This window comes from Microlunatus antarcticus (assembly GCF_014193425.1).
Classification (GTDB): Bacteria; Actinomycetota; Actinomycetes; order Propionibacteriales; family Propionibacteriaceae; genus Microlunatus; species Microlunatus antarcticus.
The window spans coordinates 1,506,826-1,532,737 of record NZ_JACHZG010000001.1 but is presented as its reverse complement, the minus strand read 5'-3'; the positions used below and the strand labels follow the sequence as shown (position 1 = coordinate 1,532,737).

Here is a 25,912-nt window from a genome sequence, read left to right as displayed (position 1 = left end):
GCGCGACAGAAGCCACGAAAGCTGGACCTCATCACATCCAGTGAACCTTCTCGGCTTCGACGGGGTCCCGGAACACGAGCACCGACTCGTCGAGCCGGTGCACCTCGAGCCTGCCGTCGAGGGTCTCGCAGACCTCTCCCGCCACCAGCAGCAGATCGCGTCCGTCGATGGTCAGGGTGATCCGGGCGAGGGTGCCCTCATCGAAGTCGATCTTGACGCCGTCGATGCGGCCCACTGGCAGATCGAGGGCGCGCCACCGCATGATGCCGTAGCAGTCCTGTGGCGACGGCCGGCCGGCTGCTTCGACGCAGAGGCCGAACCAGCCGTCGCCTTGATAGACACCGATGGTCTGTTCATCCGGTCCAGAGCGGAGGCGGAGCCAGGCGAGCTGGAGGAACCGGACCTGCGGGTCGGTGAACTGAGGCCCATCCCCCGAGTCTTCTCGAATGGCCATCTCGACGCCGTCCCATGACGTCACAGTGACGCCGACCAACGCCTCGAGAAGGTTCCGCTGGCGGGCAAGCCAGTCGTCTATCTCGATGGTCCCCGACGTCAAAGCCTCCCTGTCGCCAGTGCCCGACTCGTAGGTTCCATGTCCTTCTGCGGCAGTGGCGCGGCGCGTGTGCCCCGGTCTCACGCTCTCTTCCGCTTCGGGTTCCCAGCGCAGGAAGAACCAGTGCTCGCCTTCCTCCAACTCCCGCGCGGCGTGGGGTATGACGGAGAAGGATGTGGTCAGGCTGTCGGGGACCTCGTTGAAGTCGGAAACGAGGTAGGTCTCCACGAGGGACACGAGCTCCTCCTGAAGATCACCGACCGCGCCGGCGTACAAGAACCGGACCCTGAACGCAGGCCGTTCGGCGTCGTCCAAGGCGATGGCGACGCCTCGAAGGTCCGACGTGACGGATTCCCACATGGCGCGCTGCAGCGACAGGCGCAGGCGGGTCCACAGCTCAGCGTCCATGGATCCACTCTGGGGTAAAACGGAGGGAGTGGCACGCGCTTTAAGTCGGATGGCCGCGTTCTCGGGCCGGGGAAGGCGACGGATGTCGGGGTCGCAAGCCCTGGTCGCGCCTGGGCAACTGTCGCGGACGGGGCTGCGGCTGACGCCTGCAACTCGGCGAGTTCGCCACTGGTATGCGTCCCGCGTCTGGGAGCTCGGCGAGATGCTTCGTGCGCTACGTCCGCGCCTCCAAGGCGCCGCCTGCACAGCCGATGTTGTCCTGTGGGGCGAAGCGGGCATGCACGGCTCTACGCGTCGGCCGGTAGTTCGGTGGTGTACGGCGTCTGATGACCGGCTGCGCAGCGTTGCCCAATGGCAAGCCGCATGCGATCGAGGAACGACGGCAGGATGATGCGGTGCCATTGCTCGAGGAGCAGGCTGCTGGGCTCGTTGCCGGCGCGGCGGCGGTGGTCGGCGAGGACTGCGAGGTCGTGGACGAGGTGCGGGTGGTAGCCCCAGCAGGCCGGGATGGCGGTGTCCGGGTTCCAGGTGTGCTGGGTGTTGACCCAGTCGGCGACGTCGCTCAACCACGTGACGAGCTCTCCGTGCAGTCCGGGCGGACTGCAGGTGGCCGGTTCCCATGGTCTAGGCAGGTCCGGCGGGCTGGGTGCGCCGGTGACCTCGATTGCGTCCCACTCGAGCAGCACCGCGGCTAGCAGGTCGCCAGGTGGCGGGAACGATGTGACGGCGTACGGGAGTGAAGGTCTGACGAGTGGAAGTCGCGCAGGCGGATCGCCGAACGCGGCGTGGCCGGGGTCAGGGTGCGGCGACTCGGTCGTCATCAGGCGTCCCCGGCCTGCCCGGGCCGTCGTCGGAGCTGGGTCTGGTCGGCGAGAAGCTGACGGCCGCGGGGTCCGTTGGTGCAGCGTTCGAGGCGGGCGATGAGGGGACGGGCCTGGTCGGCGAAGACGAGGGCTCGCCCGGGTGGCAAGAGGCGGATCTCGTCGGCGGTCAGGGTGGGAAGGTCGTCGCTGCTGGTGGTCCCGTTGCGGGTGGGTCCGTGGCTCCAGCTGGTGCGGGGGGTGCGGGTATGTCCGGCAAGGTCGGTCAGACGACGGGTGAGGATGGGGTCGCTGGTGCCGCCGAACACGGCGAGGACGTTGGTGAGGCCGAGCAAGGTCAGGGCGCCGGTGTCACCGAATCGGGTGACGAGCTGGGTGTAGGTCTGCGCAGCCCAGATGAACGAGATGCCAAGGGCCCGTTCGTTCGCCATCCGCGTCTGCAGGGTGGGCAGCGGCGCGATGGAGGGGAGCTCGTCGAGGCAGGCGAGCAGCGGTGGGCACAACCGTCCGTGTGGGCTCGAGTTGGCGTGTCGGAGTGCGGTGTCGAGGACGTCTTCGGCGATCGCGGTGAGCAGAGGTGTGGCAGGGGCGTAGGGGTCGTCGCGGCCGAGGAGGTAGACGGTCCCCCGCCGCCGGACGAGGTCGTCGAGGTCGGTGGCGGGACGGTCAGGCGTGGGGGTGCAGCGCGCGCGGAGGGCGGGCTGGAAGAACAGCCCGAGAGCCTGCTGGACGGTGGTGGCGGTGTTCGCGGCGGTGCGTTCGTCGCCGTGCAGGGCGGCATGGAGCAGGCCGTGCCACTGGGGTGCCGCGCCAGGGTGGCGGCGCAGGATGTGGACGGGTTCGACAGCGGCGGTGGGGTCGGCGACCCAGCGCAGGAGCTGGTCGAGGGTATGTCCGGCGAGGGCGGCGGCGTGAAGGAAGGCGGCCGTGACCTTGGCCGCTTCGGCGGTGTAGAAGCGGGAGGCGTCGCTGGTCCCTCCTCCGGTGCTGTCGCCGGCACCGAGGCCGGCGCAGAAGGCGTGAGCGCGGCGTTGCGCGACCCATGGGTCGCCGCACCCGGCGATGGGGTCCCAGACGAGCGGGGTCAGGTGCTGGGCCAGCCCGAACGGGTCGGCGACGACGCAGGGCCGGTCTAGGCCGCCGAGCGAGTTGCGGCTGCGGTGTGTCCAACTCAGGTAGAGGTCATCGGGCTTCGTCGTGGTGACCAGCGCTGCTCCGGGGGCGTCGAGAAGGGCAGGGACGAGCAGGTCGAGGGTCTTGCCGCTGCCCTGAGGGCCGAGGACCCCAACCGTGCGGTCCCACGGCACCCAAAGCGCCTGCCCGGTGTCGGGGGTCGACGCACGACCCAGGCGCCAGCCGACCTGGGTCGGGTCGAACCTGCCCCGCCTCCGAACCTCTGTCGCGCGCCTCGGGCGCCCCGACCGCCCGCCGCCTGTTGGGGACGTCTCCGTTGTCATCTCGACTCCTGGGTGACCTGTTCATCTGCTTGTTGCGCCGATTGCTGAGTTGCCGGCGGCGTCACACCGTGAAGGTCGGGCCGGATGAGGTGCGCTGTCCGACGGAGCCGGTGCAGCCCGAGGATCCGGTCGATGTCGGCCGGGTCGGCGAAGCCGCGGGGACGCCACGGGTTCCCCCGGTTCCACCCCCACCGGACGCCGTAGATAGCGTTCGCGAGCAGAACCAGCTCGACCAACCCAGTCACGACCCACAGAAGCGCAGGTGACGCGACCGGGTCCGGTACGGGAACGAGCCCGGCTGCCGCGTGCCCAGCGAGCAGGCCGGGAGCCGTCGCCACCCAGGTCTCGGTGGGCGCGACCTGCCAGGTCCCGACAGACAGACCGTTGGCCAGGGAACGGCCCGCTTGTAGACCGACCACGACGACGAGTGCGAGGACGGCGGTGACGAGGGCGGCGGGTTCCCAGGTCCAGGGGTACGGGTTCTGGCGCCGTTCGCGCTGGCTCACGTTGTGGCCGTGGCGGCGAGGTCGGGTCGCCAGATCTCGTAGCGGTGGTGGCGGGGTTGGTAGGTGAAGTGGCCGACGCCGAGGCGGGTGTTGTGGGCCTCGATGGTCGTGCGTCGCTGGGGGTCGTGGACGAGGACGACGTGGCCGATGGTGCGGGGGCCGAGGTAGGAGTCCCAGAAGATCAGGTCGCCGGCCTGTTCGTGGCCGGGTGGGATGCGGGTGCCGTGGCCGTCGGCGAGCCAGTCGCGCTGGTCCTGAGCGATCCGCGGCAGCCGGACCCCGGCCTTGGCCCAGGCGGCCTGGGTGAAGCTGGAGCAGTCCCAGGCGTGGGGGCCGTTCGCGCCCATCCGGTACCGGTCGCCGGCGTGGCTGTCGGCCCAGCGCAGCACCCGCGTCGCGGCACCGGACGCCGAGACGTCTGCGCTTCGACCGATGCCTGCCGTCCCGTCGGTGGAGCTGGCAGGCGGGAAGTTCGAGGCGGCGCTGAGGGCGAGAGCGGCAGCGACGGGCAGTCCCAGGAGCAGCGCCGCGAGGACGGCGAGCAGGGCGAGCAGGCGGGTCATCCGTAGGTCCTGTCGTTTCGTTGAAGGTTCTGGCGGAGCTGGTGGTTGGTGTCGTAAAGCCGTTCTTCGAGGGGGTGGAGGACGGTCTGGACGCGGTGGAGCTGGGGGCCGAGGCACCACAGGGCGCGGCCGGTGCCGTGCATGGCCCAGCCCGTGACGGCGTCGCGAGCGATGGGTCCAAGGCCGAGGAGGTGGTCGAGGTCGTCGGCGGTGGCGGGGTCCTGGCCGTGCAGGATGCGGATGTCGGTGAGGTGGAGCAGGTCGCGGGCGATCTCGGCGGCCTGGCTGCCGGTGTCGCCGGCGGTGAGCAGGTCGGACGGCTTGTGGGCGACGGCGATCTGGATGTCGCCTGTGGAGCGGGACAGGCGCAGGTCGGCGTCGAACGCGGCCACTGCGTCGACGCCGAGACGCAGCTGCTTCCACGCCTCGTCCCGCACCACCAACCGTGCTCGCCCGCCTGCTGCTTCGGCTGCAGGTGTGGTGCCGGCGGCCCAGGCGTTGAGGCAGAGCAGGGCGATGCCGACGGCGTCGTCGCCGGCTGCGGACAGCCTTGCGAGGGAGAGGCTCTGGATGGGGGTGTCGGGGTCGAGGTGGACGGTGGAGGGGGCGTCGAACAGGCCGGCGAGGGTGCCGGTGACGAGCTGGCCGAGGGAGTCGCGCAGCAGCCGGGTCTCGTCGAGGAAGTGCCGGGCGTCGGCGTAGCAGCAGGCGTCGACTAGCTGCTGGGTCGGCTGGGCGAGTCGCTGCCATAGCGCCGGCACGGTCACCGGCGCCAGACGAGTTGCAGCGCGGTCGGTGCCGGTCAGGTCGCGCAGCGCGTGGGCGATGACGGTGGTGTCGGTCGGCGTGACGGGCGCTCTGCCTCCGCTGCGGCGGGCGGCGCCGACCAATCCGGCGGTGAGCCGCACCCACCGGCCCAGGAGGGCGTCGACGTCGGTGTGGTTCTCGGGTCGGTGGGCGAGCGTGTCGTACGGGTTGAGCCGGGCGGGCAGGCCGGGGCCGAGCTCGACGGGTTCGACGTCGAGAGCGCGGCACAGCGGGGCGTACTCGTCCTTCGGGTCGCCGAGGACGAGGGTGCGGTGGCCCAGGTCGAGGAGGCGCAGGACGAGGGCCTTGATGGTGGCCGACTTGCCGCGGCCGGGCTTGCCGAAGACGAAGACGTTCGGATTCGCGACCGGGATGTGGGGGTCGAGGACCCAGCCGGTCGGGTCAGCGTGGAACAGCCCGCCCGAGGCGAGGTCCCACCCCATCAGCGCGCCGGTCGCGGGTGGCGCTTGGGTGCCGAGCAGCGGCCACAGGACCGGCGCCTGGTCCGACGTCATCCGCCACCGCGACACCGCCGGCCGCACCCGCAGCCACCCCGACCGCGGCCGGGCAGACGCACCCCCGCTCCTGCTCTGAGTCGGTTGTGCAGCCACGGGGCCGTCGAGGGCGGTTTTCATGAGGTGCTCCCGGTGCGGGTGAAGGTGTGGCCGAGGGGCAGGCAGCCCGCGGCGAACGCGGTGTCGTGGGCGAGGTCGAGCCGCTGCGCGGCGTACCCGGCCCGCCGCACGGCCGCCTCGAGCCGCCGGGTTGCCTCGCCCATCGCCGCCTTTGCCTGCCCGGTGGGGATGGTGGTGGTAGCGATCGCGTAGGGCCGGCACAAGGCGGCGCCGGCGACGAGCTTGGCGTCGACGCCACGGGCGGTGGCGTGGTCGGCGCGGGTCTTCGCGCGGGGGCGGACGCCGGCGCGGGTGCGGAGTCCGTCGCCCAGATCTGCGGCCCATTCCCGCGACGCGGTGACCCGGTCGGCCACCGTCGCCGTCATCACCGGGAACGCGACCAGCAGGCACCGCCGTTCCCCCGCCACGCCCGGAGCCAGCACGGGTGCGAGGGCGCCGAGGACCGCCCCGCGGGGCGGGAGGAGGACCGACACCGACGCCGACTGCCACGCGTCGTGGAGGTACGAGCGCGGCCTGGCCTCGGCGTGCGCTGGGCCGGCCGCCGCCCACGGAACCTCGGCCTCCACCTCTGACGTGCCGGTCCGGGCCGCCGCCTGCGCGTCGGCGAGGGCAACTCCGGCGTCGAGGTGGAAACCGGCGCGGCACGCCTGTGCCAGCATCGACGGGTCCAGCCAGCGGACGTCGTTGACCCCGAGGTACGCGGTCGCCTGCTGGCCGATCTCCCTGGCGGCTGCGGTGAGCAGCTGCAGACGAGTCTCGAGGGGGTTGGCGCTGCTGCGAGCCCCACGCGCGTGGCTGTCCTGGCGGGCCTGCCGCCGCAGTCTCGTCTCGGGCAGGACGAGGACCAGGAAGGTCTCGGTCTGGGTGGCGGCCGATGTGAGGTGTCGGCGTAGGTCGTCGTGCACGGACCTGCTCAGCCTCGTCGCGGCAGCACCCGTCGTGACATCGGCATTGGGGGTGTGGGTGCGGTGCTCGGTGAGCCAGTGCTCCCGCTCAGCGCCGTCCTCCGGGCAGGCCCGGACGAGGACCTGCACCTCGCTGACCAGTTCGGTCCGACAAGCCGCGTCGAGCAGTGCCGCCAGCCCGGCGGCGCGTTGGTCCTGCTCCTCGCTGGTGAGCCAGTCGAGCCCGGCGTGCTGGAGCCGAGCGACCACCGTCCAGGTCCGCCTCGACGGGTCCTCGACCACCGCCAGGTCGCCGCCCGGCCCGGCCGACGTCGCTTCGTGCACCCGCAGCGCGTCGAGTGGCGCCGGCAGGTCCGGCAGCTTGGGTGCTGTCGCGCGACCGTCTGCGAGACGGCTGGTCCACCGCGTCCACCCGAGCAGGTGCCCGACCTCGTGTGCGAGGGAGGCCGCGGCCCAGCTGACCGCGCTGCGGCCGCGTACGGGCACGACGACGAGGACCACAAGCCCGACCCAGCCGACGAGCGTGGCGAAGGCGGCCGACCACCAGCCGACGTGTGCCGCCCAGAACACGGGTAACGACCCTGCGGTCAGCAGCCCGAGCTGGGTGCCGGTCAGGCCGAAGAACCAGCCGACCCGGTCGCGCTGGTAATCGCGGTACACCCGCCCCGTCACTGCGCGCTCCTCATACCGGGACGACCGGCAGCGCACCGGCCTCCCCGGCCACAGCCGAGCCCGCCCCACCCGCCGCACCGGAGGGTGGTGCCGGGCTGTGGGTCGCAGCCGGTGGTCGCTCGCCATCGGGTGAATCCGAGGAAGCGTTCACGGGTCCAGGACCGGGAGGGGCGCCAGCGGCGTCTGCCGGACCTGGAGCCGATCCGGCACCCTCGGCCCACCCCGGCCTGCCCTGGTCAGCCGGTGACGTCGACGCCGACTGGAGGCCACGCTCGGCGTCGCTGCGGCGGTCGCCGACCGTGTCGTCCCCAGCGGCTCCGGACGAGCTAGACGTCGCGGGCGATGTGCTGTCGGGGGCCTGGTCGTTCAGCGTCGAGGGCCAGCGGCCTGGTGCGCCGAGGAGCTGGCCCGCCTGAACCGCCGACATCACCGCCTGGCGGAACGAAGCACCGGCTGGGGTGGCGGGGTCGACGAACGACAGCAGCCGGAACAGCGCCAACGGCGCGAAGCAGGACGTCAGGATCAGCAGCACCCCGGGCAGCGCACCACCGACCGCCCGCGCAGTGCCGTCCGACAGCCCGTCGGTCACGCCGTTCGTGGTCTGGACGCCGACGCCGAGGAGCAGCGCCATCAGCAGCGGGGTCAGCGCGGCCGCGTGGAACCAGCGGACGCTGCGCCAGAACCAGGCCCGGCCCAGCTCACCGACCAGGCCCGCCGCCGCGATCGGGGTCGTCGCGGCCAGGACCAGCAGCATGACCGCACGGCCGAGCATCACCAGCACGTGTCCGAGCGCGGCCAACCACAAGACCATCCCGAGCAGCCCCAGGACCGTCGCGACCGTGACGTCGACCGCCTGCTCCGGGGAGATCCGGAGAGACGGATGCCAGCCGGAGAACGACGACACGTGCAGCAGGCTGCGCAGCACCGCCCGGGTCAAGCCGCCGCACACGGCGACCACCGCAGTGGCCCAACCGACCCAGCCGGCCCAGACGACGACGAACTTGGCGCAGCCCAGCAGCGCCGCTCCCAGGCTGTGCGCGTCGCGGCGCAGCAACGCCACCAGCAGCTGCGCGAGGAGCATCACCACGCCCAGCGCCGCGGCCATCCAGAACGTCAGCGCGTACGCCTCCCCGACCGGCCCGTCGCCGCGCAGGTCCGGGGTCAGGAGGGCGTCCTCGATGTGAAGCACCAGGCCGAGGAGCCATAGCCCGGCGTTCCACAGCCCGAGCATCGCGACCTGCCACGCCTGCGCCGCCAGGCCGCCGGTCAGGCCCGTCGCCGGGTCCCACGGCGTCACCGGGAGCACCCACAGCACCACAAGTTCGGCCACCGCGGCGGCAGGCCGGTGTTCGACGTGGCCATCAGATGCACCCGGAGCCGAGGATCGACTGCAGCATGCCAGGCAGCACAAGGTAGGCGATCGCGCAGAGGAAGACGACGACGATGCTGACCACGCCGAGCTTCGAGGACTGCGGCATCGAGAAAAGCCGACCCGCGACGATCGCGCCGATCGAGACGACCAGCGCGACGACGAACATCACCTTCACGCCCCACTGCACGTACCCGGTGATCTGGTCCACGTAGCGCTGCGCCCCCGCCGGCGCCACCGGACACGTCTCCAGCAAGGCCAGACCCAGCTCCATCACAGCCCGGCCTCCCTCGACGACGCCGAACTCCGATGAGGATCGTCGACGTGAGCCGCGGCGAGGTCCTGTGCTTCGGCGAGCTCGACGTCGGTGACCTCGAGCAGGTGGGCCCGGGCCCGCTGGATCGCGCGGAGCTGGGTCACGCAGTCGTTCAACCAACCCAGCAGCGCCTCTTCCTGGCGGACCAGCTCGAGCAGCGCCACGGTCTGCCGCAACGCCGCGTCGACCCGCGCGGGGCCGTCCTCGTCGCCGGTCCCGAAGCCGCCCGGCCTCGCGCTGCCGGTGTTCATGCGGCCTCGATCAGGCCGGTGCGCTGCGCGTCGGCGATCGCCATGACCGAGCGGCGTACGCGCCTCCGCACCGTCGCAGGCGACAGGCCCGTCTCCCCGACAACCCGGTCCACCACTCGGTCGGCGAGCAGCCCACCCTTCCCGCGCTGAGCACCACCGCCCACCCTGTGTGCCTGCTCGACCAGGACCTGGAGCAGCTCGTGGTCCGCCACCGCCAGCACCCCGGTCGCGGTCGCGTCGGCGAGCACCTCTCGGAGTTCCTCGGCCACGTCGGGCTGCGCTCCTTCGCCCGTTGCCCAGACCCCGTGCCACAGAGCGCTGTGCGGGTCGACGAGCCGGTACTCGAGCCGGCCACGTGACCGTCCGGCGGACGTCGGCAGGTCGGCGGCAAGGACGTGGGCGCGGGTGTTCGACAAGACGTTCGCAGCGACCTTGTGGAGTCGCGGCCACGGGAACGTCCGCACCTCCAACCACAGCTGGGCCGCGACGAGCTGGTCGACGTCCGCCGAGACGGTGCGCAGTCGACGGGCTAACGCTCGAGCCCCCGGAAGCAGCGCCCAGGTCACAACGTCGACGGCCAGCAGCTCGTCGCCGCCAGTCGGCGACCCGCGCCGGACCAGGGCGTGCAGCACCCGGTCGGCATCCTGCGCCTCTGCCGCCGCCAGCCAGCTCGACAGGTCGGTCACGCCCGTTGGGCCCGCCAACAGCTCGTCTGCTGCGGACCACAGCGGCCAACGTTCCCCAGCAGCCACCATCGCCCTGCTCGCTAGCCCGGCGCCTAGGCCGAGCTCGATTGCCACACTCACCGCACACTCCCCTCGCTCCTGCTCGATGGCAGAAATCTGGGGTGGCAACGTCACCCTCCTCTCGACCTACATGAGGGGGGAACAGGGAGCGGTCGGAGAGGGAACGGGGCGAAACCGCTGGTCAGGGCCGAGTTCCCCTCGTTCCCCCGGCGAGGCCCGACTCGGCGTCGAGAACGGGCGATCAGTTGGGAGCCCGCGGCGTGTCAGCCGAAGTGGCGGACCCGTCCGCCGTCGTTCGGGTCGCTCCGCACGGGAGTCAGCCGCTCGACCTCCACCCACCGAACTTCCTGGCGAGGCCGGTTGTACTCGTCGACCGTGACCGTAAGGACGCTGGCCCACCACCGGTAGCCGTGCCGGCGCCACTCCAGGACCAGTCCCTGCACCGGCGCGCTGTGCGGCCCTAGTGGTGGACCGTCTTGTTCGACTGGCGTGAATGCTCCTTCACCCGGGTGTGAACCAGAGGGTCAGAGGCGAGCCTCGACGCGGTCGAGGAGCCTCATCAGGAGGTCGGCTAGGAAGATGACCTCGGCGGCGAGGACCGGATCGGCGTAGTCGACCGCTCGGTGGGAGGACGGGTTCTTAAAGGTGCCGATGGCGCCGCGAAAGAGCGCCATCGTTGCTTCTTGTTCGCCGCCTTCGGCTTGGGGCTCGGCGAGTGGTCCGGTTTTGGGCTTGAACGCGGCCGCCATGAGGCTGACGCCGACGAGATCGTCGGGGAAGTTGCTGAGGGCGCGGACGCGGATCTCAACCTCTCGGAGGGCGGCGAAGGCCGCGAGCTCCTGTTCCCCCATTAGGAACTGCCGGCGGACCGTCCATTGGAGCCGGGGGTGAAGGTCGACGTCGAGCCGCCTTCCCGCCTTCACGCGTGCGAGGCCGGTCTTGAGGGCCTCGGCGCCGGCCTTGGTCATGCGCCTTGCGTTGGGGCTGCTCCCCTGGGTGGGGTGGGGTCCGATGAGGCCTTGGGCTTCGAGCCAGGCCCAGGCATCGGCGAGTCGTTCGGGCAGTCCTGGAGTCGCCCAGGCGCCAGCGTGCTGCTGGGAGACTCCGTTGAAGTAGTTGCCCACGTTCCAGCCGCCGCCGAAGTCTTCGAGAACGAGCATGCCGAGGGCGTCGTCGGGCATGGCGACGATCTCTGGTGCGGTGTGGTCCCAAAGCTTCATCGTCTGATGATGACCGGCTGGTCTGACAAGGCTGGTGTGCGCGCACCCGGCGCCGCATGTAGCCGCGTGATGGCGTCTCGGCACGCCCATCCTCGCTTCGGACGCCCTCGCGGGTCTCTTGCCGCCACAAAGGACCGCACCGGCAGGCGCACCGCACCCTCCTCGTCGGCGCGGCAACGATCGCATCTGGTTAGGTAGCGAACGTGGATATTCGGCAGATGACCGGCGGCGAGGGCGTCGAAGTTTTGGTGTTGCACGGTAGTCCGGGTTCTGGTAAGACGACTTTGTCAAGATCCGTATCCGAGATCTTGCGGCGGGCGGACGTCGCTCACGCTGTGATTGATCTGGACGACCTCGATCGCGTCTACCCGCACCGTGGCCGAGCCTTCGTCCGAGACAATCTCCGCGGAGTGTGGCCGAACTACACCGCCAAAAGGCCGCTCAAGGTCATTATCCCAAGCCTGATAGCTAATGAGCAGGAGCGCGACGACTTGAGAGCAGCCGTCCCTGCTGCGCGCTTCCTCGTGTGTGAGCTGACCGCACCGGAGGCCGTTCTAAGACACCGCGTGACTGAGCGAGAAGCCGCCGGCGGCGAGTACTGGCAGACGAGATTGCTCAACTTCGTTGATATGTACAACCGGAGGACCGACCTGACACAGATAAGAGACTTCCTCGTCGCTACAAATGCTCGATCTACCGAAGAAGCGGCGAAAGAGATCATAGACAGAGCCGGGTGGACCCTCGATTCGCACTCGTCGTCGTCACAGTTGTAAGCCATAGGCGCGGCTCGCCGAGGATTATCCGCGGGCGCTAAAACTCTGCAATGGACGAGCCGGAGTTTACTGGTGAACCGGCTTACTCGTATGCCGTGAATGCTTCCGGGTACGGCTGTCGGAACCTTGGTTGACCTGCTGCTACTTGACGGGACGGCGGGTGTGGATTGTGGCGGCTCAGTTCTCGTCGTCGTCGTAGTAGGACTGGTCGCGTCGGTATCGAAAGTTCTCGAGGACCAGCAGAGTTCCGGTTGAGATGCCGGCGATGAGGGTTCCCATGCCGAGGAGCGCCAGGATTGTCGGGATGATGTTCCCGGCCACGTGGGCGAGCGTGAGCACGACCCCCAGGGCGATCATGGCGATGCCGCCGAGCCCGGCGAAGGTGCTGCGACGAGAGGTGCGCTGTCGCTGCTGAGCACGCGTTCTCGCCACGCCCCACGCTAACTCTTCGATGTGCGAGCACGACGATGCGTGGGTCTTTCAAGCCGGACGGTGGCCGAAGGTAGCGTCAGCATCAAGTGCCAGCTCGTCGAGGGGGACGTCTTGCGTCAGGTGGCTGTTGGTGCCCGGAAGGTGGGGTTGGTCTACTCGATGCTGCTCGTCCTCGTGCTTGGGGTGGGATGCACCGGATCAGCCCCGGCGGTGCAGCTGACGGTGACGCCGGCGGCCACCAGGATGGACGAACCGGCGGCGCTGCGGGTCTCGCACCTGAAACCAGGATCTCTTGTCGACTTGGTGCTGCGCTCCGTCGACGCGCGCGGCACGACCTGGACATCTCAAGCGTCGTTCGTGGCCGACGCGACCGGGACGGTCGACCCGACGCTCGCCCCACCCACGGACGCTTACCTCCAGGCGTGGGGAATGGGCTTGTTCAGCGTCATGAGCCCGTCGCCCGCGGAGGACGGCTACCGCTGGCCGACGACCGGTGCGGCCACGTTCGATGTCGACGTCGAGCAGGGCGGCCGCAGCGTGGCCAGCGGTTCGCTGGAACGAACGATGTGGACCCAGCCGCCGACGACCCGGACCTTCACGGTGGCGGCGGACGGTTTCGTCGGCACCTATGTGAAGCCTGCCGGGGTCCAGCGAGGGCCTGCCGTCCTCGTCCTGGGCGGTTCCGAAGGCGGCGACCCGTCATTCGACGCAACCATCCTCGCTGCCCGAGGCATCCCCGCCCTGTCAGTCGCCTACTTCGAGGCACCTGGCCTGCCATCCCAGCTGCAGAACATCCCGCTGGAGTACTTCGACACACCCTTGCGTTGGCTGCGTGCTCAACCCGAGGTCGACCCGGACCGGATTTGGATCTCGGGCGCATCGCGCGGCAGCGAGGCGGCAGGTCTGATTGCCGCAGCACGGCCCGACCTGGTCCACGGACTGCTCGACCTGTCCCCGTCGTCAGCCGCGAACTGCGCCTACGTGCCGAGCACCCACCAACCGTGTCCCGGGGCGGCGTGGCTTCGCAACGGCCGACCGGTGCCCTACACAAAGCAGTACGGCACCTCGGTACCCACGGACCACCCGTCGGCCGCGATCGCCTTCGAGAAGGTCAACGGTCCGGTCCTGACCCTCTGCGGCGGCGCGGACCTGCTCTGGAACTCCTGCAAGTACAGCGACGCCATCCAGCAGCGGCTGCAGCAGCACCACACCCGGTTCCCGCGTTTGGCACTTCATTACCCCGACGCCGGTCACGCCGTTGACCTGCCGATGCCCTACGAACCGCTGGCGCCCCCCGCACCCGGTGCCGACCCCACCTACGGCAGCACACCGACCGCAAACGAGCAAGCCCGTGCGGACGCCTGGCCGAAAATCTTGAGCTTCGTGCGTCATCCGGCCTGATCACGTCAAGTTCGACCAGGGGTCGCCCGGCTGTTCCGGCCGGCTCTGGTCACCGCTCCTATTCGGGCGACGCGGCTGGGGGCAACATCGGCCTGGCGGTGTTGCGGAGGCGGGCCGCGGTGTAGAAGGCCAGGTTGCCTCCGGCTAGTGCGCGCCAGCGTTCGACGGTGCCTGGGTGTAGTCCGAGGAGGTCGGCGAGAACCACAGGTGGGACGTCGCGGGCCAGCGTGAGCAGCGCGGTGTTGCGGTGCCCTCGCAAGTTTCCGGGCAGCAGCGGGTGGATCCGCTCGGCCAGCGCCGTTGGGCCGAGGTGGCGGGTGAGCGGTAGTCCCGGGAAAAGCCAGTCGGTCTTGGTTGCGAAGCCGGTGCCGATGCCGGTCCGGGCCGCGCCGTGCGCGGGTGTCTGGACCAGGCTGCGGGCGGCGTCGGCCAGCGGTGGTACCAAGACGACGGGGGTCCGGCCGAGCCGCAGGGTGACGGTGCCGTCGGGGTCGAGGTGCAGGTCGCTGGTGCGTAGCCGGCAGATCCGGGTGAGGGGCTGGCCATAGAGGATGACGAGGCCTGCGGCTAGGCGGTGACCGGGCGGGATGCTCTGGTCGGTGAGGCAACGTCGGGCGGCGGCGTAGAGCTCGTCCTGGCTCGAGTGCAGCCGGACGGTGCGTGGCCGCTGTTCAGGTGGTCGCAGGCCGCGCGGAACGTGGCCGCGCCGGGCGGCCCAGCGCAGGAACGAGCCGAGTTCGGCGACGCTGTCGAGGTGGTCGGCCGCCCACTCATCGAGCGGGGCCTGTGCGAGTGCGGCGAGGCTGCTGTCGTGCTGACGCAGCCAAGCCGCCAAGCGGCACATAGTGATGATCGTGGACCGGGCGCGGGCGAGGACGGAGCCGCTGGGCTGGCCGGTCTCGACCCGTCGTCTCGCGCGGGGCAACACATGCCACAGCGCCCACTGCTGCAGCACCGTACGGTCGGCCGGGTCGCTGTCGGCCAGCAGCTGGTCGATGTCGTGCTCGAGTCGGTGCATCGGCTCGTCGCGTTTGGGCAGGACAGTGCTGGCGACGAGCAGGGTGCGTAGGTGCTCCACCGAGGTCGACCGCTTCTGCCTGCCCACGTTCACGGCGTCGAGGGTGGCGTGCTGCACGGGTTGGCGGGCGTGGAGCAGGTCGTCAAGCAGTCGTTGAGCGGTGCGGCTGCGGTAGAGCCAGTCGAGGCCGCGGCGCGGGTCGTCAGTCCGTTCCAGGCCACGCAAGAAGGGTTGGAGCTGCTCGACGCGGCCAGGGTCGGCGCCTTCGGTGAGGTGGGCGAGTCGTTGCTGCAGCCGGCAGCGGTAACAAGTAATGCCGCCGTAGGCGAACCAGGTGTCACCGCAGACTGGGCAGCTCCTGGTGGTGTGACTTGCGCAGCGGGGGCAGCCCGGGTCGGGCTTGACCCGAAGCCTGGTGAGTCCGCAGACGTCGCAGATGCGGGCCGGGGCGACGGCGCAGCGTCGGCACAACACCCTCCCGGCGTGGGGTCGGCGGGTGACATCGTCGCGGCCGCACTCGGTGCACGGCAGATCGGTCGGTTCGGGACGGCACGGTCCGCAGTAGGGGCCGGCCGCGGTGCGGCGCACCACCGGACGTCGCCGCCCGCACCGAACACACGGCTCCCAACGGGACGGGTCACGCCGGGCGCAGACCGTGCACAGCGTCGCGCCATCAGGGCTGCGCACGGCGGCTCGGCGGCGGTGTCCGCAGCCCGGGCAGAGGGTCGCGGTGAGCCGGTCGCGGCAGGGCCCGCAGACGCGCCCGCCACCGCTTAGTGAGACCGGCAGCGGCCGGATCCGGCGACACAGCGTGCAGTGCGGTGCCCGGACGCCGGTCGAGCCGGCGGCGAGCAACTCGCTGATCAGCCGCTGCATCGCACCTGATCCCTCGGGCCGGCCTGAGCTCAGCACGTCCGGGTGTCTGGTCAGATCCCGGGCCAGCCACCCCCGGGCCTGCGGGGTGGGTGCGACGCGCGCGAGTGCGTCCCGCGCGGCCTGCTTGGGCAGGGCGGGGTCGGCGGCGGTAACCGCGGTCAGGATCAGCGCGGTCCGGGTCTTGTCGTTGGCCTGCGCGACCCCGGGCACTCGCGACCCACGATCGCGGCGGAAGTGGGCGAGCCAGCCGCGGGTCCACTCGGCGAGTTCGCGGCGGTCGCAGGCCCTACAGATCCGTATTCCGTCCGTTCGGGTTCGGCTGAGCAGGCATGTCGACCCGCAGGCTGGGCAGCATCCGACCTTGGCGTGGATGGCTCGCTGCCGGTTGTGGCACGGCAGGCAGACCCGGACCCCGTCGGCCCGGCGCCAGCCGACCCGGCGCGCCTCGCCGCAGCCCGAGCAGTGCTGCGCCAGCAGCCGGTCGTGGCAGGCGCTGCAGGCCCGACCGCCCCCGTCAAGCCCTACCGGCAAGTCCGTCACCCGGCGGCACAGGGTGCAGTGCGGGGCTCGGACCGAAGTCGAGTCGGCTGCCGCCAGCGCAACAACCAGTTGGTGCGTCGCTATGCAGCCGCCCGGCCGGCCCGACGTCAGCAGCCCTGGCTGGGCCTCGAGCTCGCGAGCGACCCGGAGGCGCGCCGACCGAGTGGCCACGACCCGACCGACCACCGCCCGCACAACGCCGGTGTCGAGTGCCGGGTCGACCACCGCGACGACGCGCAGAATGCGGACCAGCCCGGCGTCGTCTTCCGTAGCTGTGGCGCTGACGTCCGCGCCAACCTCAGCGGTGCCCACGGTCAGGCTGGTGGGACGACCCGGACGCGAGTGGGCCGCTGCGGCGGAGCCTCGTCCGCCGCGGCTGCTGGGTCCTCCGCGGCCTGGCCGCGCCGCCGGCGGGGCGCCGTCAGTGTGGTGTCGTCCGCGGTGGGCTCGATCAAGTCGTTCGGCGTGCAACCTAGGGCGTCGCAGACTGCGGCGAGGACCTGCATGTTCAGCCGTTCCGGTGGGGCGGTGACCAGCCGGTAGACCTGCGCGGCGGACAGCTCGACGCCCCGCTCGACCAGCAATGGCGCGAGGTCGGTGGTGGAGAACAGCCCGTGCGCGGCCATCACCTGCCGCAGCCGCCACGTGTAGCCGACCTCGCGGCGGATCACGACCCGCCTCCGGTGAGCCGGTCCAAGGTGGCCCGCAGGGTTTGGTTCTTGAAGTCGCCCGACACCCCGCTGTAGAGCGCTGTCGTCGAGCCCCAGATGTGGCCGACCTGGTGCTGCACGAACGTCGGGTCCCACCCGTCTTCGATCAGGTGGGTGACGTAGGAGTGGCGCAGGCAGTGCGGGTGCAGCTCCGCCGGCAGCCCGGCCGCGTCGCGGTACTCCGCGAACCGGCGGGTCACGTAGTCCACCGATACCCTCCCGCCCCGCTCGGTCGGCCACAGCGCCGGACCCCGAGCGGTGGCGTAGAGCGGACGGATCTGCTCGACGTACTCCGCCAGCACCGTCGTCGTCCACGGCCACGCCCCCAGAACCGAACGGCGCCGCGGCGGGCTGCCGCGCATCGCTTTGCCGTAGCGGACCTGGCAGATCGCGAACGCGCCGAACTCCGGCGCTACGGCATTGCGGTGGAAGTCAACGGTGTCGAGCATCACCGCCTCCCGGCGGCGCAGCCCGAACCCGTAGATCACCTTGAACAGCGCCGCGTCTCGCCACGCCGCCTGCCACCCCTTCCGGCCCAACCGACGTACCGCCTCGACCTGGTCGTCGGCGTGGTCGAACAGCCGCTGCACCTCCTCTCGGGTCAGCGGTCGCACGGCGGGGCGGGCCTCGACGTCGACCACGTGGCGCATCGTGTTCCACTCGTGGCACACCTGGACCGGGTGGGTCCCGAACAGCTCCAGGCACCGCTCGCCCCACCCGTAGCGCGCGTCGACCAGGTAGTCGCAGAACAACCTCAGACCCGCCTGGTAGCCCCGCAACGTGGACCGGGCGACGCGCCGGCCCAGCAGCTCCGCCGACCAGGCGTCGACGTCGTCGGGCGACCAGCGCCACGGATACTCACCGCTGAACGTCATGAACCGGCGCACGCCCGACAGCCGCGGTTCCACCGTCGACACCGACAAAGCCCGCGACCGCATCTGCGCCGCCCAGCCCGTCATCATCGCCTCCCACACCACCTCTTCCGGGTGCAGGTGCCGCACCGACGACGGCACTAACGCCAAGGCCGAGACCTCACCAAACCCGCCCTCAGCCACGCCAGACCCCCCAAGAAGTAGACGCAAGGATCGTGCACCTGACGCAATGTCCGCGTCAAGACCCCTAGTCAGCGGCTTACTACCCCGTTACGCTCCTAGCGCAGGGAGAGGGGTGCGAGACCCGCTGCGCCGGCCGGAAGCAGCGGCGGTCTGACGTGAAAGTCTCATCCAATGCAATAAGCCGGAGTTGCCCTCGGTCCGCAGCCAGACGTGCCTCGTGGCCCGCGGCACCGGCCACGTTGCGGCGGCTCCAACCATGCGGTCCAAATGCGTGAATGGCGGCGAGCGGCACGGCGCTGAGTTTTGTCCGCGGTGCTAAGCGGTGTGACGTCACCACCGACGAAAAGCGTTTTGAGACGTACATCGCTGCCGACTCCGTCGACCGGCAGAATCACGCCGATCGATGATCGTAGCGGGGAGCCGTCCGCGGAAAGCCAGAGCAGCTCTAGTCAGCGCCAAAAAGATTGGCCTCGGAAAACACCTTAGGCGGGCCGGCGCCATCGAGCATGCAGTCCCCGTTACGGACGGGCACGCCAACTTTGCGCGGTCCTCCAACGTCTAGTTCCCGGTCCATGCGGCCGCCTCGATACCGTGTCGAGGTGAGCGTGCGCAGAGCACGCTGGCGTAGCCACGGCAGGTGGCCAGCGGTTGGCGGCCACGCCACGCGCAACCCTCCGCGAGCGGGAACCCGGCTGCGTGGGGTGCGTAGGGGAGATCAAATGTGGGCTGGAATTGGTTGACTTTCCGACTACGACGGCTTTCACTGAGGGCGGTTGGTAACAGCCGCACAGGAGCACCTGACGCCGCGCCACTCTCGCGGCCGCGTCTCGAGCGATGACCTGCACCACCCGGAACTCGGTCCTTGAGACCGACCGAGTACGTGCTCGACGGGCCGCTCACGACGTCGCGCCGCCCATCGTCCGTTGAACCGTCACCTCGCTAAGGCACCCGGTCAAGCCCCGTCTCCCGCTTCGCGCTTCTCGTCCCGCTCTGCGGGCTCCCGCAGCTCTAAGCAGCGAGGTTAGAGAGGAGATAGACAGTGCCGGGGTCATCGAGCCGCATCGGCAATCTCTGTTAGGTTCCGCTCTCGACCCGAAAGGCCACTCGTGCCCGGCTCTGCCAGCGCGATCGAGCCACCGTCCGAGCTCATGAACGCCGTGGAGCCGGCATGCCCCGGCGAGCGACCCGCTCCGCCCGTCCGGCTGGTGCGCGACGTCGGGCGCCCAGGCAGGTCCGCGCGATCCGTCACCCAGATGAAGATCGACTTCGGGGTCCGGGACCTCTTCGCACGGATCAGCGAACAGGAGCAGCAGGCCGAAGTCGCCCAGGCGAACTCGAAGAAGTTCTTCTGCTGGCCCTCGTGGTCGATGGACACCGGACTCTCCCCTGCGCAGGAGACGTTCGTCGAGCACTGGTCCCCGCAGCGCGTCCTCGACGAGTCCCGGACGCTGCGCGAGCTCGTGGGCGTGCTGCAGCGCTGGAGCAGCAGGCAAGGCACCGACGTAGACCGCGACGACCTCCTGGCAATCCTCACGAAGCTGGTCCCGCGGTGAGACAGCCGCACCCGCCGGGTGGTGGTCCGACTCCGGCATGCCCGTCGCTACTCGCGTACACCGCGCCGGCGCCGGCGCCTGACGTGGCCTGGGGCGGTGAGAGACCTCCAGCACGGGAACTGGAAGACGATCCGCGGGTGGTCCCCTGATCCCCCCAGCACGCCATGTGGTGCTGGGCGAGTTCTCCCAGCGGCCGTAGCCCAGCGTCTCCCGTCAGACCCACCACAGAAAGACCCACCCATGAAGCACCGCAGCAAAATCATCCTGACCGCCGCCGTGGCCGCGAGCTTGCTCACGACCGTCCCCAGCGCCACCGCAGCCCAGACCGGCCACGGCCACACCTCGAAGCCCACCGTCGTGCTCGTGCACGGCGCCTGGGCCGACGGCTCCAGCTGGTCCGGCGTGACACAACGACTGCAGCGACGCGGCTACACCGTCGACGTCGTCCCCAACCCGCTGCGCGGGCTGGCCAGCGACTCGACCTAACTCAAGGCCTACCTCGCCACGGTCAAGGGCCCGATCGTCCTCGTCGGGCACTCCTACGGCGGCGCGTTGATCAGCAACGCCGCCACCGGGAACGCGCAGGTCAAGTCCCTCGTCTACGTCGACGCCTTCGTCCCCGACCAGGGCGAGACCCTCAACCAGCTCACGGCTGCGAAGCCGGGCTCCCGCCTCGCCGTCGCGGACCCGACCACGGTCTTCAACATCGTTCCCATCCCCGACGGAGGCGGCAACGTCGACCTCTACGTCAAGCAGGAACTCTTCCCCGAGATCTTCGCCGCCGGCATCTCAAGGACCAAGGCCGCGCAGCTCGCTGCCGGCCAGCGGCCGTTGGCCGCCGGCACGCTGAGCGAAGCGTCCGGCGCCCCCGCCTGGAAGTCCATCCCCTCGTGGGACGTCATCGGTACTGCCGACCAGGTCATCCCGCCCGCCGAGCAGGAGGTGATGGCCAAGCGTGCCGACGCCCACGTGACCCGGGTCAAGGCCCCGCACCTGTCCATGGTCGCCAGGCCCGGCACCGTCACGAACGTCATCATCTCCGCAGCCCGCGCCCGCTGACCTCGACCGCGGCACGTCCCAGGCCGCCGGACGTGCCGTGGCTCGCTCCATCACCGAGGTTCACCACTCCACCAAGGGAGGAGCTCGCGTGTCAGTAGCTCGCGTTCCGCTGAACATCTTCGGCATCGGCTTCGGGTTGGCCGGTCTGGCCACCGCCTGGCGGGTCGCGGTGCGCTTCGACCTCGCACCGCACGAGGTGAGTGACGTCTTGTTCGCGATCGCTGCCCTGGCCTGGTTGGCCTCGTGCATCGTTTACCTCCGCTACGCCCTCAGCGTCCGCGGGGCGCTCGGTCGCGACCTGCGGGACATGACGGCCGGACCGTTCGCGTCGTTGGCGTTCATCACCCCGGTGCTGCTCGCCGCCGGAGGCATCGCCCCCTACTTCCAGGTCACGGCGACCGTCGTCATCGACGTCCTCGTGGTCGGGATCGTGCTCCTCGGGGCCTGGTTGACCAGCTTCTGGATGCGCGGCGGCACCGACATCGACCGTCTGCACCCTGGCTACTTCCTGCCGACCGTCGCCGGAGGCCTGGTCGCCTCAGCCGGAGCGGCCGAGTTCGGACAGGCCCTGCTGGCCGAGGTCATGCTCGGCCTCGGCCTGGTCTGCTGGGTGATCATCGGGCCGATGATCGTGGCTCGCTGATCTTCCGGCCGCCGCACTCTCCGCAAGCCGTCGGTCCTGCAGGCGCCGATCATCGTCGTTCATCGACCGTCGTGCGGAGCACGCAAGCCGACCCTCGTGCGGAGCACGCAAGCCGACCCTCGTGCGGAGCACGCAAGCCGACCCTCGTGCGGAGCACGCAAGCCGACCCTCGTGCGGAGCACGCAAGCCGACCCTCGTGCGGAGCACGCAAGCCGACCCTCGTGCGGAGCACGCAAGCCGACCCTCGTGCGGAGCACGCAAGCCGACCCTCGTGCGGAGCACGCAAGCCGACCCTCGTGCGGAGCACGCAAGCCGACCCTCGTGCGGAGCACGCAAGCCGACCCTCGTGCGGAGCACGCAAGCCGACCCTCGTGCGGAGCACGCAAGCCGACCCTCGTGCGGAGCACGCAAGCCGACCCTCGTGCGGAGCACGCAAGCCGACCCTCGTGCGGAGCACGCAAGCCGACCCTCGTGCGGAGCACGCAAGCCGACCCTCGTGCGGAGCACGCAAGCCGACCCTCGTGCGGAGCACGCAAGCCGACCCTCGTACGGGTAGACGTCAGCGATGCCTCCGTGAGGAGTGCGGTCGTCGCGCCCAAAGTCGGCTGCCGCGGGACGATGGGTCAGTGACGGACTCTTCCACCATCGCTCACTTCAGTCAGTCCAATCCGAGTGGGCCAACACAGGGCGACGTGGCAGCGCTCCTGCGGCGGGTGGCGGACTCGATCGCAGAGCTGGGGGAGGTCGAGGTGCAGGACATCGCGTTCCACAGCGAGCTAGACGACGAGGGCGATTCCTGGCCATCCATGACGGTCTACTTCCATCCGAGTAGAGGACCCCTCCGCTAGCGGACCATCGTGCGGAGCACGTGTGGTGACCGTCGTACGGAGCACGCAAGCCGACCGTCCTACGGAGCACGCAACCCGACCGTCGTGTGCGACAGCCCTGTCCGTGTCGGAGGTCTAAGCGGTGGTGGAGTTCTAGGGTTTCGGGGGTGGGTCGCGACTTCCGGGTGTTCTGGGGCGCGTACACCTTGAGCGAGTTGGGCAGCGCTATCGGCACGGGTGCGCTGCCGCTGGTTGCGATTCTTCTGCTGCACGCCTCGTCTGGTCAGGTCGCGATGCTGGCCGCCGCTGCCGGGCTGGCAGCGGCGGTGATCACGATTCCGTTGGGACCGTGGGTGGAGTACCACCACAAGCGACCAGTGATGGTCGGTGCCGACCTGACTCGGTTCGTGGCGTTGGCCAGTGTTCCGGCGGGCTGGGCTGCCGGCGTGCTGAGCTTCGCCCAGCTCTGCGTCGTCGCTGCAGTTGAGGTGTCAGCAACGATCGTGTTCGCCGCAGCTAGCGGGGCCCACCTCAAAGCGTTCGTGACGCCAAAGGATCGCCCTAGAGCCATGGCGCGGCTTGAGGGGTCGATGTGGTCGGTGAACACTGTCGGGCCGGCGCTTGGCGGGCTGCTCATCGGGCTGCTCGGCGCCACTGTCGGCGTAGCGATCGACGCGGTGAGCTACTTGCTGTCCGCTCTCGGGATCCGTGCACTGCGCTACCGCGAACCTCCGCCCCCTACCCGTCAGCCGACGAAGCGTTGGCTGGTCGAGGTGACGGCGGGTTGGAGCTACGTCCGACGCAAGCCAGTACTGCGGGCACTGTTCGTGAACTCACTGGTCTTCGGTGGTTGCATCACTGCGAGCACGCCGCTGCTCGCGGTGCTGATGCTCCGCGACCTAGCCTTTACACCGTTCCAGTACGGGCTCGCTCTCGGGCTTCCGTGCCTGGATGGTGTGGTTGGAGCGGTGCTGGTCAGGCCACTGCGCCGTCGGGTTGGTGAACGTGTCGTGTTGTTGGGCAGTGGGACAGCACGCACTCACGGGGGAACTCGCCGCCACTCGTCCCCAGGACCATCAGGCGTCAGGTCAGCACGTGGCTTCTTCTTCGACACCTCCCGTCCCACGACCGCCCAGCGGAGCCCCCTCAGGCACAGACAGGCCCGACGGCAGCTTCTTCCTGCACCCGAGCCCCTTGCCGGCAGCCGATGTCGACCCCGCCTCGCCGCTGATCGAGGCCGCCTCGCTGCTGGGCGTCGCAGAGACGACTGCGTTGCTGGTCGAGTCATTGCACTCCCATGCCGCCGTCCACCTGGCGGTCGGGGTGCTGATGAGCCGCTACACGATGACCGCGCACGCCGCACGCACCTTGATCACCCAGCTGGGTCGCCAAGACGACGTCACCGACCTAGCAGCTGCCCGGACCCTGCTCCCCGACCAGACGGACGACACCCCTGGTTCGACGCTCTCGACCCGTGCCCGACGCATCCCGCAGACCCCTCCGCTCGACCTGGACGCGCTGGCGTCGCCCGCACGGGTCGACATCGCCCTGCTGACCGGGCTGCGTCACCTCGACATCGACCCCGGGCGCGCTCTTGCGCTGCTGGAGGACCTGACTCGAGTCGTGCCCTCCATGCTCGGGATGAGCATCTCGCTCGAACCCAACGAACACGGCGGAACCGCGCTGGACATCAACCTCGTGCCGCACACCCTGGAGGCCGGCGACGTCGCCTCCGCGCTGCGCCTGACCGGTCAGCAGCTCACTCCCGGGACCGCGACCGTCGTCACGTTCTACGCCAACCTCCCGGGGGCGTTCGCCGAGGAGGCGGCCGCGCTGCTCGCCACCGGCCGGGTACGACCCGACGACCTGGACCAGGACCCGGCCCTGCCGACCGCACCTGTCCGACCCGGCGTCTTCGGCCTGGACGATTCCGCAGCGGTCCAACACGCCCTCGGCGTCCTAGTAGAGCGCGGCCTCAGCCTCACCCAAGCACAAGCCGAGCTCAACGACAACGCACACGCGTCAGCCAGCACCGTTCTGCCCCGGGCAGCACAGCGGCCGCTTCACGCGACCCAGCACCCCAGACCCACGTCGGGTCCTGCCGAGCACGATCTCGGCTAGATCGAGGCCAGCATGCGGAGCTCCTCAGCACGAGGACGAGAGCTCGGAGGGGAAGCGCCTGGACTGGCAGGGACAAATCCACCTCCGCCGCAGAACACGTCCTGGGGTCCACCACCCGCGGTATTAGCAGACGCTAGGTTTCTCTACAACCGCCAGCGCCTCGAGGTCGTCACGTCCTTCGTCCGCTGCGCGGACGAGCAGACGGGAAGACACGGCCGCAGCACGTTCTTCTCAGCGCGAAGCAGCGCCATATACCACCAAGTCCATGGGCGGGCCAGGACCTGCGGCGGTACTGGACGAGCTGGCGCAGCACCTGAGCGAGCTGGCACCCGCGCTGGAGGCCGAGGACGACACCCAGGCCGTGCTCGACGACCTCGTGGCCGCAGCGGTGGCGCAGATCCCCGGCGTCGACGAAGGCTCGATCAGCATCGTGCTCGCCCGCAAGGACGTCACCTCGCAGAGTCCCTCTTCCGACCTGCCTCGCCGGGTCGACGCCCTGCAGACCGAGGTGGGGGAAGGGCCGTGCCGGACGCGGCCTATCAGGAGAAGACGGTCCGCGTGCCTGACATGGCCAGCGAGACTCGGTGGCCGAAGTTCGCGCGTCGCGCGCGGGTGCCCAGGGTGAAGCCTTCCTCGGCTTGCTCGTCGAGACCCGCGTGCATCTCGACGCCCAGCGCGGTGACCTTCGTGGCGCGGGTGGCCTTGTCGGCGACTCCGATGAGGTCGACGACGATGCCCGTGCCGTGCCGTACGGGCGGCCTTCACGGCACTGATGATGGTGCTGTCGCCGGCGGCGCCGAGGACGGTGACCAGATCTGCGCCTGCCGAGAAGGCGATGTCGGGATCGAGCTCGCCGGCGTCCGCCGTCTTCAGGTCGGCGAAGACGATCTTGTCCGGGTGCGCTGTCTTAGTGGCGGTGATCGCGCGCAGCCCCTCCGCTTGATCAGCGGCGTGCCGAGCTCGATTATGTGGACGCTGTCGGCGACCTTGTCGGCGAGGGCGAGGGCATCGGCGGTGGTCAGGACGTCGCGGCGTCGAGCCCTTCGGGAACGATGCCCTGCGCCACGTTGTCCGAGCCGTCGAAGCTGACCACTCCGAGGGTGTTGGAGACACCCAACGAGACGACAGCAGCCAGCACAGCGGTCCCGAGGACGCCGCCCAGCTGCAAAGCGGTCGCTTGCAGCCCGCCTTCGACTCCAGCCAGCTCAACGGGCGCATTCCCGACGATCGCCTCGGCTCTGGCGGTCATGACCATGCCGACGCCAAGAGCAAGAACGACGAAGGGAATCGCCATGCCGACGTACGGGGAGTCGACGCCGACGCGGGTCTGGGCGAACAGCGAGAGCCCGACGAGGCCGAGGTCTTCGGCCAGGGGGATGCGGTTACCGAATCTGCTCACCAGCGCCGCGCCGATCGGGGAGGAGACGATCGAGACAGCGCTGAGCGGCAGGAGCATCACACCAGCTGCGAGGCCAGTCTCGCCACGGAGGTTGAGCAGGTACAGCGAGAGAAGAACGTCACCCCGAAGAGTGCGAAGAAGTTCGCCGCGACGGGCAGTACTCCGACGCTTGGACTCGCGTTCCGGAACAGCGTCATGGGCAGCAGCGGCACCAACATCCTGTCCTCGACGAGGACGAAGCAGACGATCAGTGCGAGGCCGGCGATCAGCACACCC

General features: G+C 70.0%; 26 protein-coding genes and 3 pseudogenes. 9 read left to right on the top strand and 20 right to left on the bottom strand.

Translation table 11 applies throughout. From position 1 onward, the window contains the following. Positions 1-31: 31 nt before the first annotated feature. From FHX39_RS07120 to FHX39_RS07060, 13 genes are all read right to left on the bottom strand, one after another. The gene (locus FHX39_RS07120) at positions 32-961 is read right to left on the bottom strand and encodes a hypothetical protein (RefSeq protein WP_183337420.1); all 930 of its coding nucleotides are present in this window, start codon (positions 959-961) and stop codon (positions 32-34) included. Positions 962-1,248: 287 nt separating this feature from the next. Then, complete coding sequence (locus tag FHX39_RS07115) at positions 1,249-1,647, bottom strand: hypothetical protein (RefSeq protein WP_183337419.1); 399 nt, start codon at positions 1,645-1,647, stop codon at positions 1,249-1,251. A 134-nt stretch (positions 1,648-1,781) separates the two neighbouring features. After that, complete coding sequence (locus tag FHX39_RS07110; RefSeq protein ID WP_332836709.1) at positions 1,782-3,089, bottom strand: type IV secretory system conjugative DNA transfer family protein; 1,308 nt, start codon at positions 3,087-3,089, stop codon at positions 1,782-1,784. A gap of 146 nt (positions 3,090-3,235) precedes the next feature. Next, complete coding sequence (locus FHX39_RS07105; RefSeq protein ID WP_183337417.1) at positions 3,236-3,745, bottom strand: hypothetical protein; 510 nt, start codon at positions 3,743-3,745, stop codon at positions 3,236-3,238. Then, a complete protein-coding gene (locus FHX39_RS07100) occupies positions 3,742-4,308 on the bottom strand; it encodes a C40 family peptidase (RefSeq protein ID WP_183337416.1) in 567 nt (188 codons plus the stop codon). The genes FHX39_RS07105 and FHX39_RS07100 overlap by 4 nt, the downstream gene beginning before the upstream one ends. Further along, complete coding sequence (locus FHX39_RS07095; protein ID WP_183337415.1) at positions 4,305-5,630, bottom strand: ATP-binding protein; 1,326 nt, start codon at positions 5,628-5,630, stop codon at positions 4,305-4,307. Before FHX39_RS07095 ends, FHX39_RS07100 begins: the two co-directional genes overlap by 4 nt. 116 nt (positions 5,631-5,746) lie before the next feature. After that, a complete protein-coding gene (locus FHX39_RS07090; RefSeq protein ID WP_183337414.1) occupies positions 5,747-7,327 on the bottom strand; it encodes an SCO6880 family protein in 1,581 nt (526 codons plus the stop codon). A 10-nt stretch (positions 7,328-7,337) separates the two neighbouring features. Continuing rightward, positions 7,338-8,657 carry a hypothetical protein gene (locus FHX39_RS07085; protein ID WP_183337413.1) on the bottom strand — a complete coding sequence of 440 codons (1,320 nt, stop codon included), beginning with the start codon at positions 8,655-8,657 and terminating at the stop codon, positions 7,338-7,340. Positions 8,658-8,688: 31 nt separating this feature from the next. Further along, the gene (locus FHX39_RS07080; RefSeq protein ID WP_332836708.1) at positions 8,689-8,934 is read right to left on the bottom strand and encodes a hypothetical protein; all 246 of its coding nucleotides are present in this window, start codon (positions 8,932-8,934) and stop codon (positions 8,689-8,691) included. Between the two features lie 35 nt (positions 8,935-8,969). Then, on the bottom strand, positions 8,970-9,263 hold the full coding sequence (locus FHX39_RS07075; protein ID WP_183337411.1) for a hypothetical protein: 294 nt from the start codon (positions 9,261-9,263) through the stop codon (positions 8,970-8,972). Continuing rightward, positions 9,260-10,123 carry a hypothetical protein gene (locus tag FHX39_RS07070; RefSeq protein WP_183337410.1) on the bottom strand — a complete coding sequence of 288 codons (864 nt, stop codon included), beginning with the start codon at positions 10,121-10,123 and terminating at the stop codon, positions 9,260-9,262. The genes FHX39_RS07075 and FHX39_RS07070 overlap by 4 nt, the downstream gene beginning before the upstream one ends. A 149-nt stretch (positions 10,124-10,272) precedes the next feature. Then, positions 10,273-10,452, bottom strand: coding sequence for a hypothetical protein (locus FHX39_RS07065; RefSeq protein ID WP_183337409.1), 180 nt, complete (start codon positions 10,450-10,452; stop codon positions 10,273-10,275). An 81-nt stretch (positions 10,453-10,533) separates the two neighbouring features. Beyond that, positions 10,534-11,229, bottom strand: a complete 696-nt coding sequence (locus tag FHX39_RS07060; RefSeq protein ID WP_183337408.1) for a TIGR02391 family protein — start codon at positions 11,227-11,229, stop codon at positions 10,534-10,536. Positions 11,230-11,447: 218 nt separating this feature from the next. Here FHX39_RS07060 and FHX39_RS07055 point away from each other — a divergent pair, with 218 nt between their 5' ends. Then, a complete protein-coding gene (locus FHX39_RS07055; RefSeq protein ID WP_183337407.1) occupies positions 11,448-12,002 on the top strand; it encodes an AAA family ATPase in 555 nt (184 codons plus the stop codon). 177 nt (positions 12,003-12,179) lie between these two features. Here the strand turns inward: FHX39_RS07055 and FHX39_RS07050 are convergent, their stop codons facing one another. Then, positions 12,180-12,434: a hypothetical protein gene (locus FHX39_RS07050; RefSeq protein WP_183337406.1), complete on the bottom strand. Its 255-nt coding sequence runs from the start codon at positions 12,432-12,434 to the stop codon at positions 12,180-12,182. 60 nt (positions 12,435-12,494) lie between these two features. Between FHX39_RS07050 and FHX39_RS07045 the strand changes: the two genes are divergently transcribed. Then, entirely contained in the window at positions 12,495-13,835 is a 1,341-nt protein-coding gene (locus FHX39_RS07045) for an acyl-CoA thioester hydrolase/BAAT C-terminal domain-containing protein (RefSeq protein ID WP_183337405.1), read from the top strand. A gap of 58 nt (positions 13,836-13,893) precedes the next feature. On the opposite strand, the gene FHX39_RS07040 is transcribed toward FHX39_RS07045, so the two are convergent. The 3 genes from FHX39_RS07040 to FHX39_RS07030 are packed head-to-tail and all read right to left on the bottom strand — an operon-like array spanning position 13,894 to position 17,992. After that, entirely contained in the window at positions 13,894-16,581 is a 2,688-nt protein-coding gene (locus FHX39_RS07040; RefSeq protein WP_183337404.1) for a hypothetical protein, read from the bottom strand. Between the two features lie 2 nt (positions 16,582-16,583). Beyond that, entirely contained in the window at positions 16,584-16,940 is a 357-nt protein-coding gene (locus FHX39_RS07035) for a helix-turn-helix domain-containing protein (RefSeq protein ID WP_332836707.1), read from the bottom strand. Continuing rightward, positions 16,937-17,992 (bottom strand): tyrosine-type recombinase/integrase, encoded by a 1,056-nt coding sequence (locus tag FHX39_RS07030; protein ID WP_332836937.1) that lies wholly within the window; start codon positions 17,990-17,992, stop codon positions 16,937-16,939. Before FHX39_RS07030 ends, FHX39_RS07035 begins: the two co-directional genes overlap by 4 nt. Positions 17,993-19,287: 1,295 nt before the next feature. On the opposite strand from FHX39_RS07030, the gene FHX39_RS07025 reads away from it, so the two are divergent. The 7 genes and pseudogenes from FHX39_RS07025 to FHX39_RS21045 all read left to right on the top strand — a co-directional run bounded on the left by FHX39_RS07025 (position 19,288) and on the right by FHX39_RS21045 (position 25,010). Continuing rightward, a complete protein-coding gene (locus tag FHX39_RS07025) occupies positions 19,288-19,587 on the top strand; it encodes a hypothetical protein (RefSeq protein ID WP_183337403.1) in 300 nt (99 codons plus the stop codon). Between the two features lie 240 nt (positions 19,588-19,827). Then, positions 19,828-20,073, top strand: a complete 246-nt coding sequence (locus tag FHX39_RS20630) for a lipase family protein (protein ID WP_198423290.1) — start codon at positions 19,828-19,830, stop codon at positions 20,071-20,073. 24 nt (positions 20,074-20,097) lie between these two features. Continuing rightward, a pseudogene (locus FHX39_RS07020) lies at positions 20,098-20,646 on the top strand (alpha/beta hydrolase); the annotation flags it as partial. A gap of 88 nt (positions 20,647-20,734) precedes the next feature. Beyond that, positions 20,735-21,289, top strand: coding sequence for an SLAC1 family transporter (locus FHX39_RS07015; protein ID WP_183337402.1), 555 nt, complete (start codon positions 20,735-20,737; stop codon positions 21,287-21,289). A gap of 934 nt (positions 21,290-22,223) precedes the next feature. Next, positions 22,224-23,129 (top strand): annotated as a pseudogene (locus tag FHX39_RS22405) (MFS transporter); the annotation flags it as partial. 181 nt (positions 23,130-23,310) lie between these two features. Continuing rightward, positions 23,311-24,237 carry a hypothetical protein gene (locus FHX39_RS21050; RefSeq protein ID WP_232530593.1) on the top strand — a complete coding sequence of 309 codons (927 nt, stop codon included), beginning with the start codon at positions 23,311-23,313 and terminating at the stop codon, positions 24,235-24,237. A gap of 584 nt (positions 24,238-24,821) precedes the next feature. Continuing rightward, positions 24,822-25,010: a hypothetical protein gene (locus tag FHX39_RS21045; protein WP_232530592.1), complete on the top strand. Its 189-nt coding sequence runs from the start codon at positions 24,822-24,824 to the stop codon at positions 25,008-25,010. Positions 25,011-25,041: 31 nt separating this feature from the next. Here the strand turns inward: FHX39_RS21045 and FHX39_RS22400 are convergent. The 3 genes and pseudogenes from FHX39_RS22400 to FHX39_RS06995 form a co-directional block, all read right to left on the bottom strand. Beyond that, positions 25,042-25,350, bottom strand: a pseudogene (locus FHX39_RS22400) (hypothetical protein); the annotation flags it as partial. After that, on the bottom strand, positions 25,256-25,693 hold the full coding sequence (locus tag FHX39_RS07000) for an MFS transporter (RefSeq protein ID WP_183337401.1): 438 nt from the start codon (positions 25,691-25,693) through the stop codon (positions 25,256-25,258). The pseudogene FHX39_RS22400 and the gene FHX39_RS07000, both read right to left, overlap by 95 nt. Further along, positions 25,693-25,908 carry a hypothetical protein gene (locus tag FHX39_RS06995; protein WP_183337400.1) on the bottom strand — a complete coding sequence of 72 codons (216 nt, stop codon included), beginning with the start codon at positions 25,906-25,908 and terminating at the stop codon, positions 25,693-25,695. Before FHX39_RS06995 ends, FHX39_RS07000 begins: the two co-directional genes overlap by 1 nt. Between the last annotated feature and the right edge of the window lie 4 nt (positions 25,909-25,912).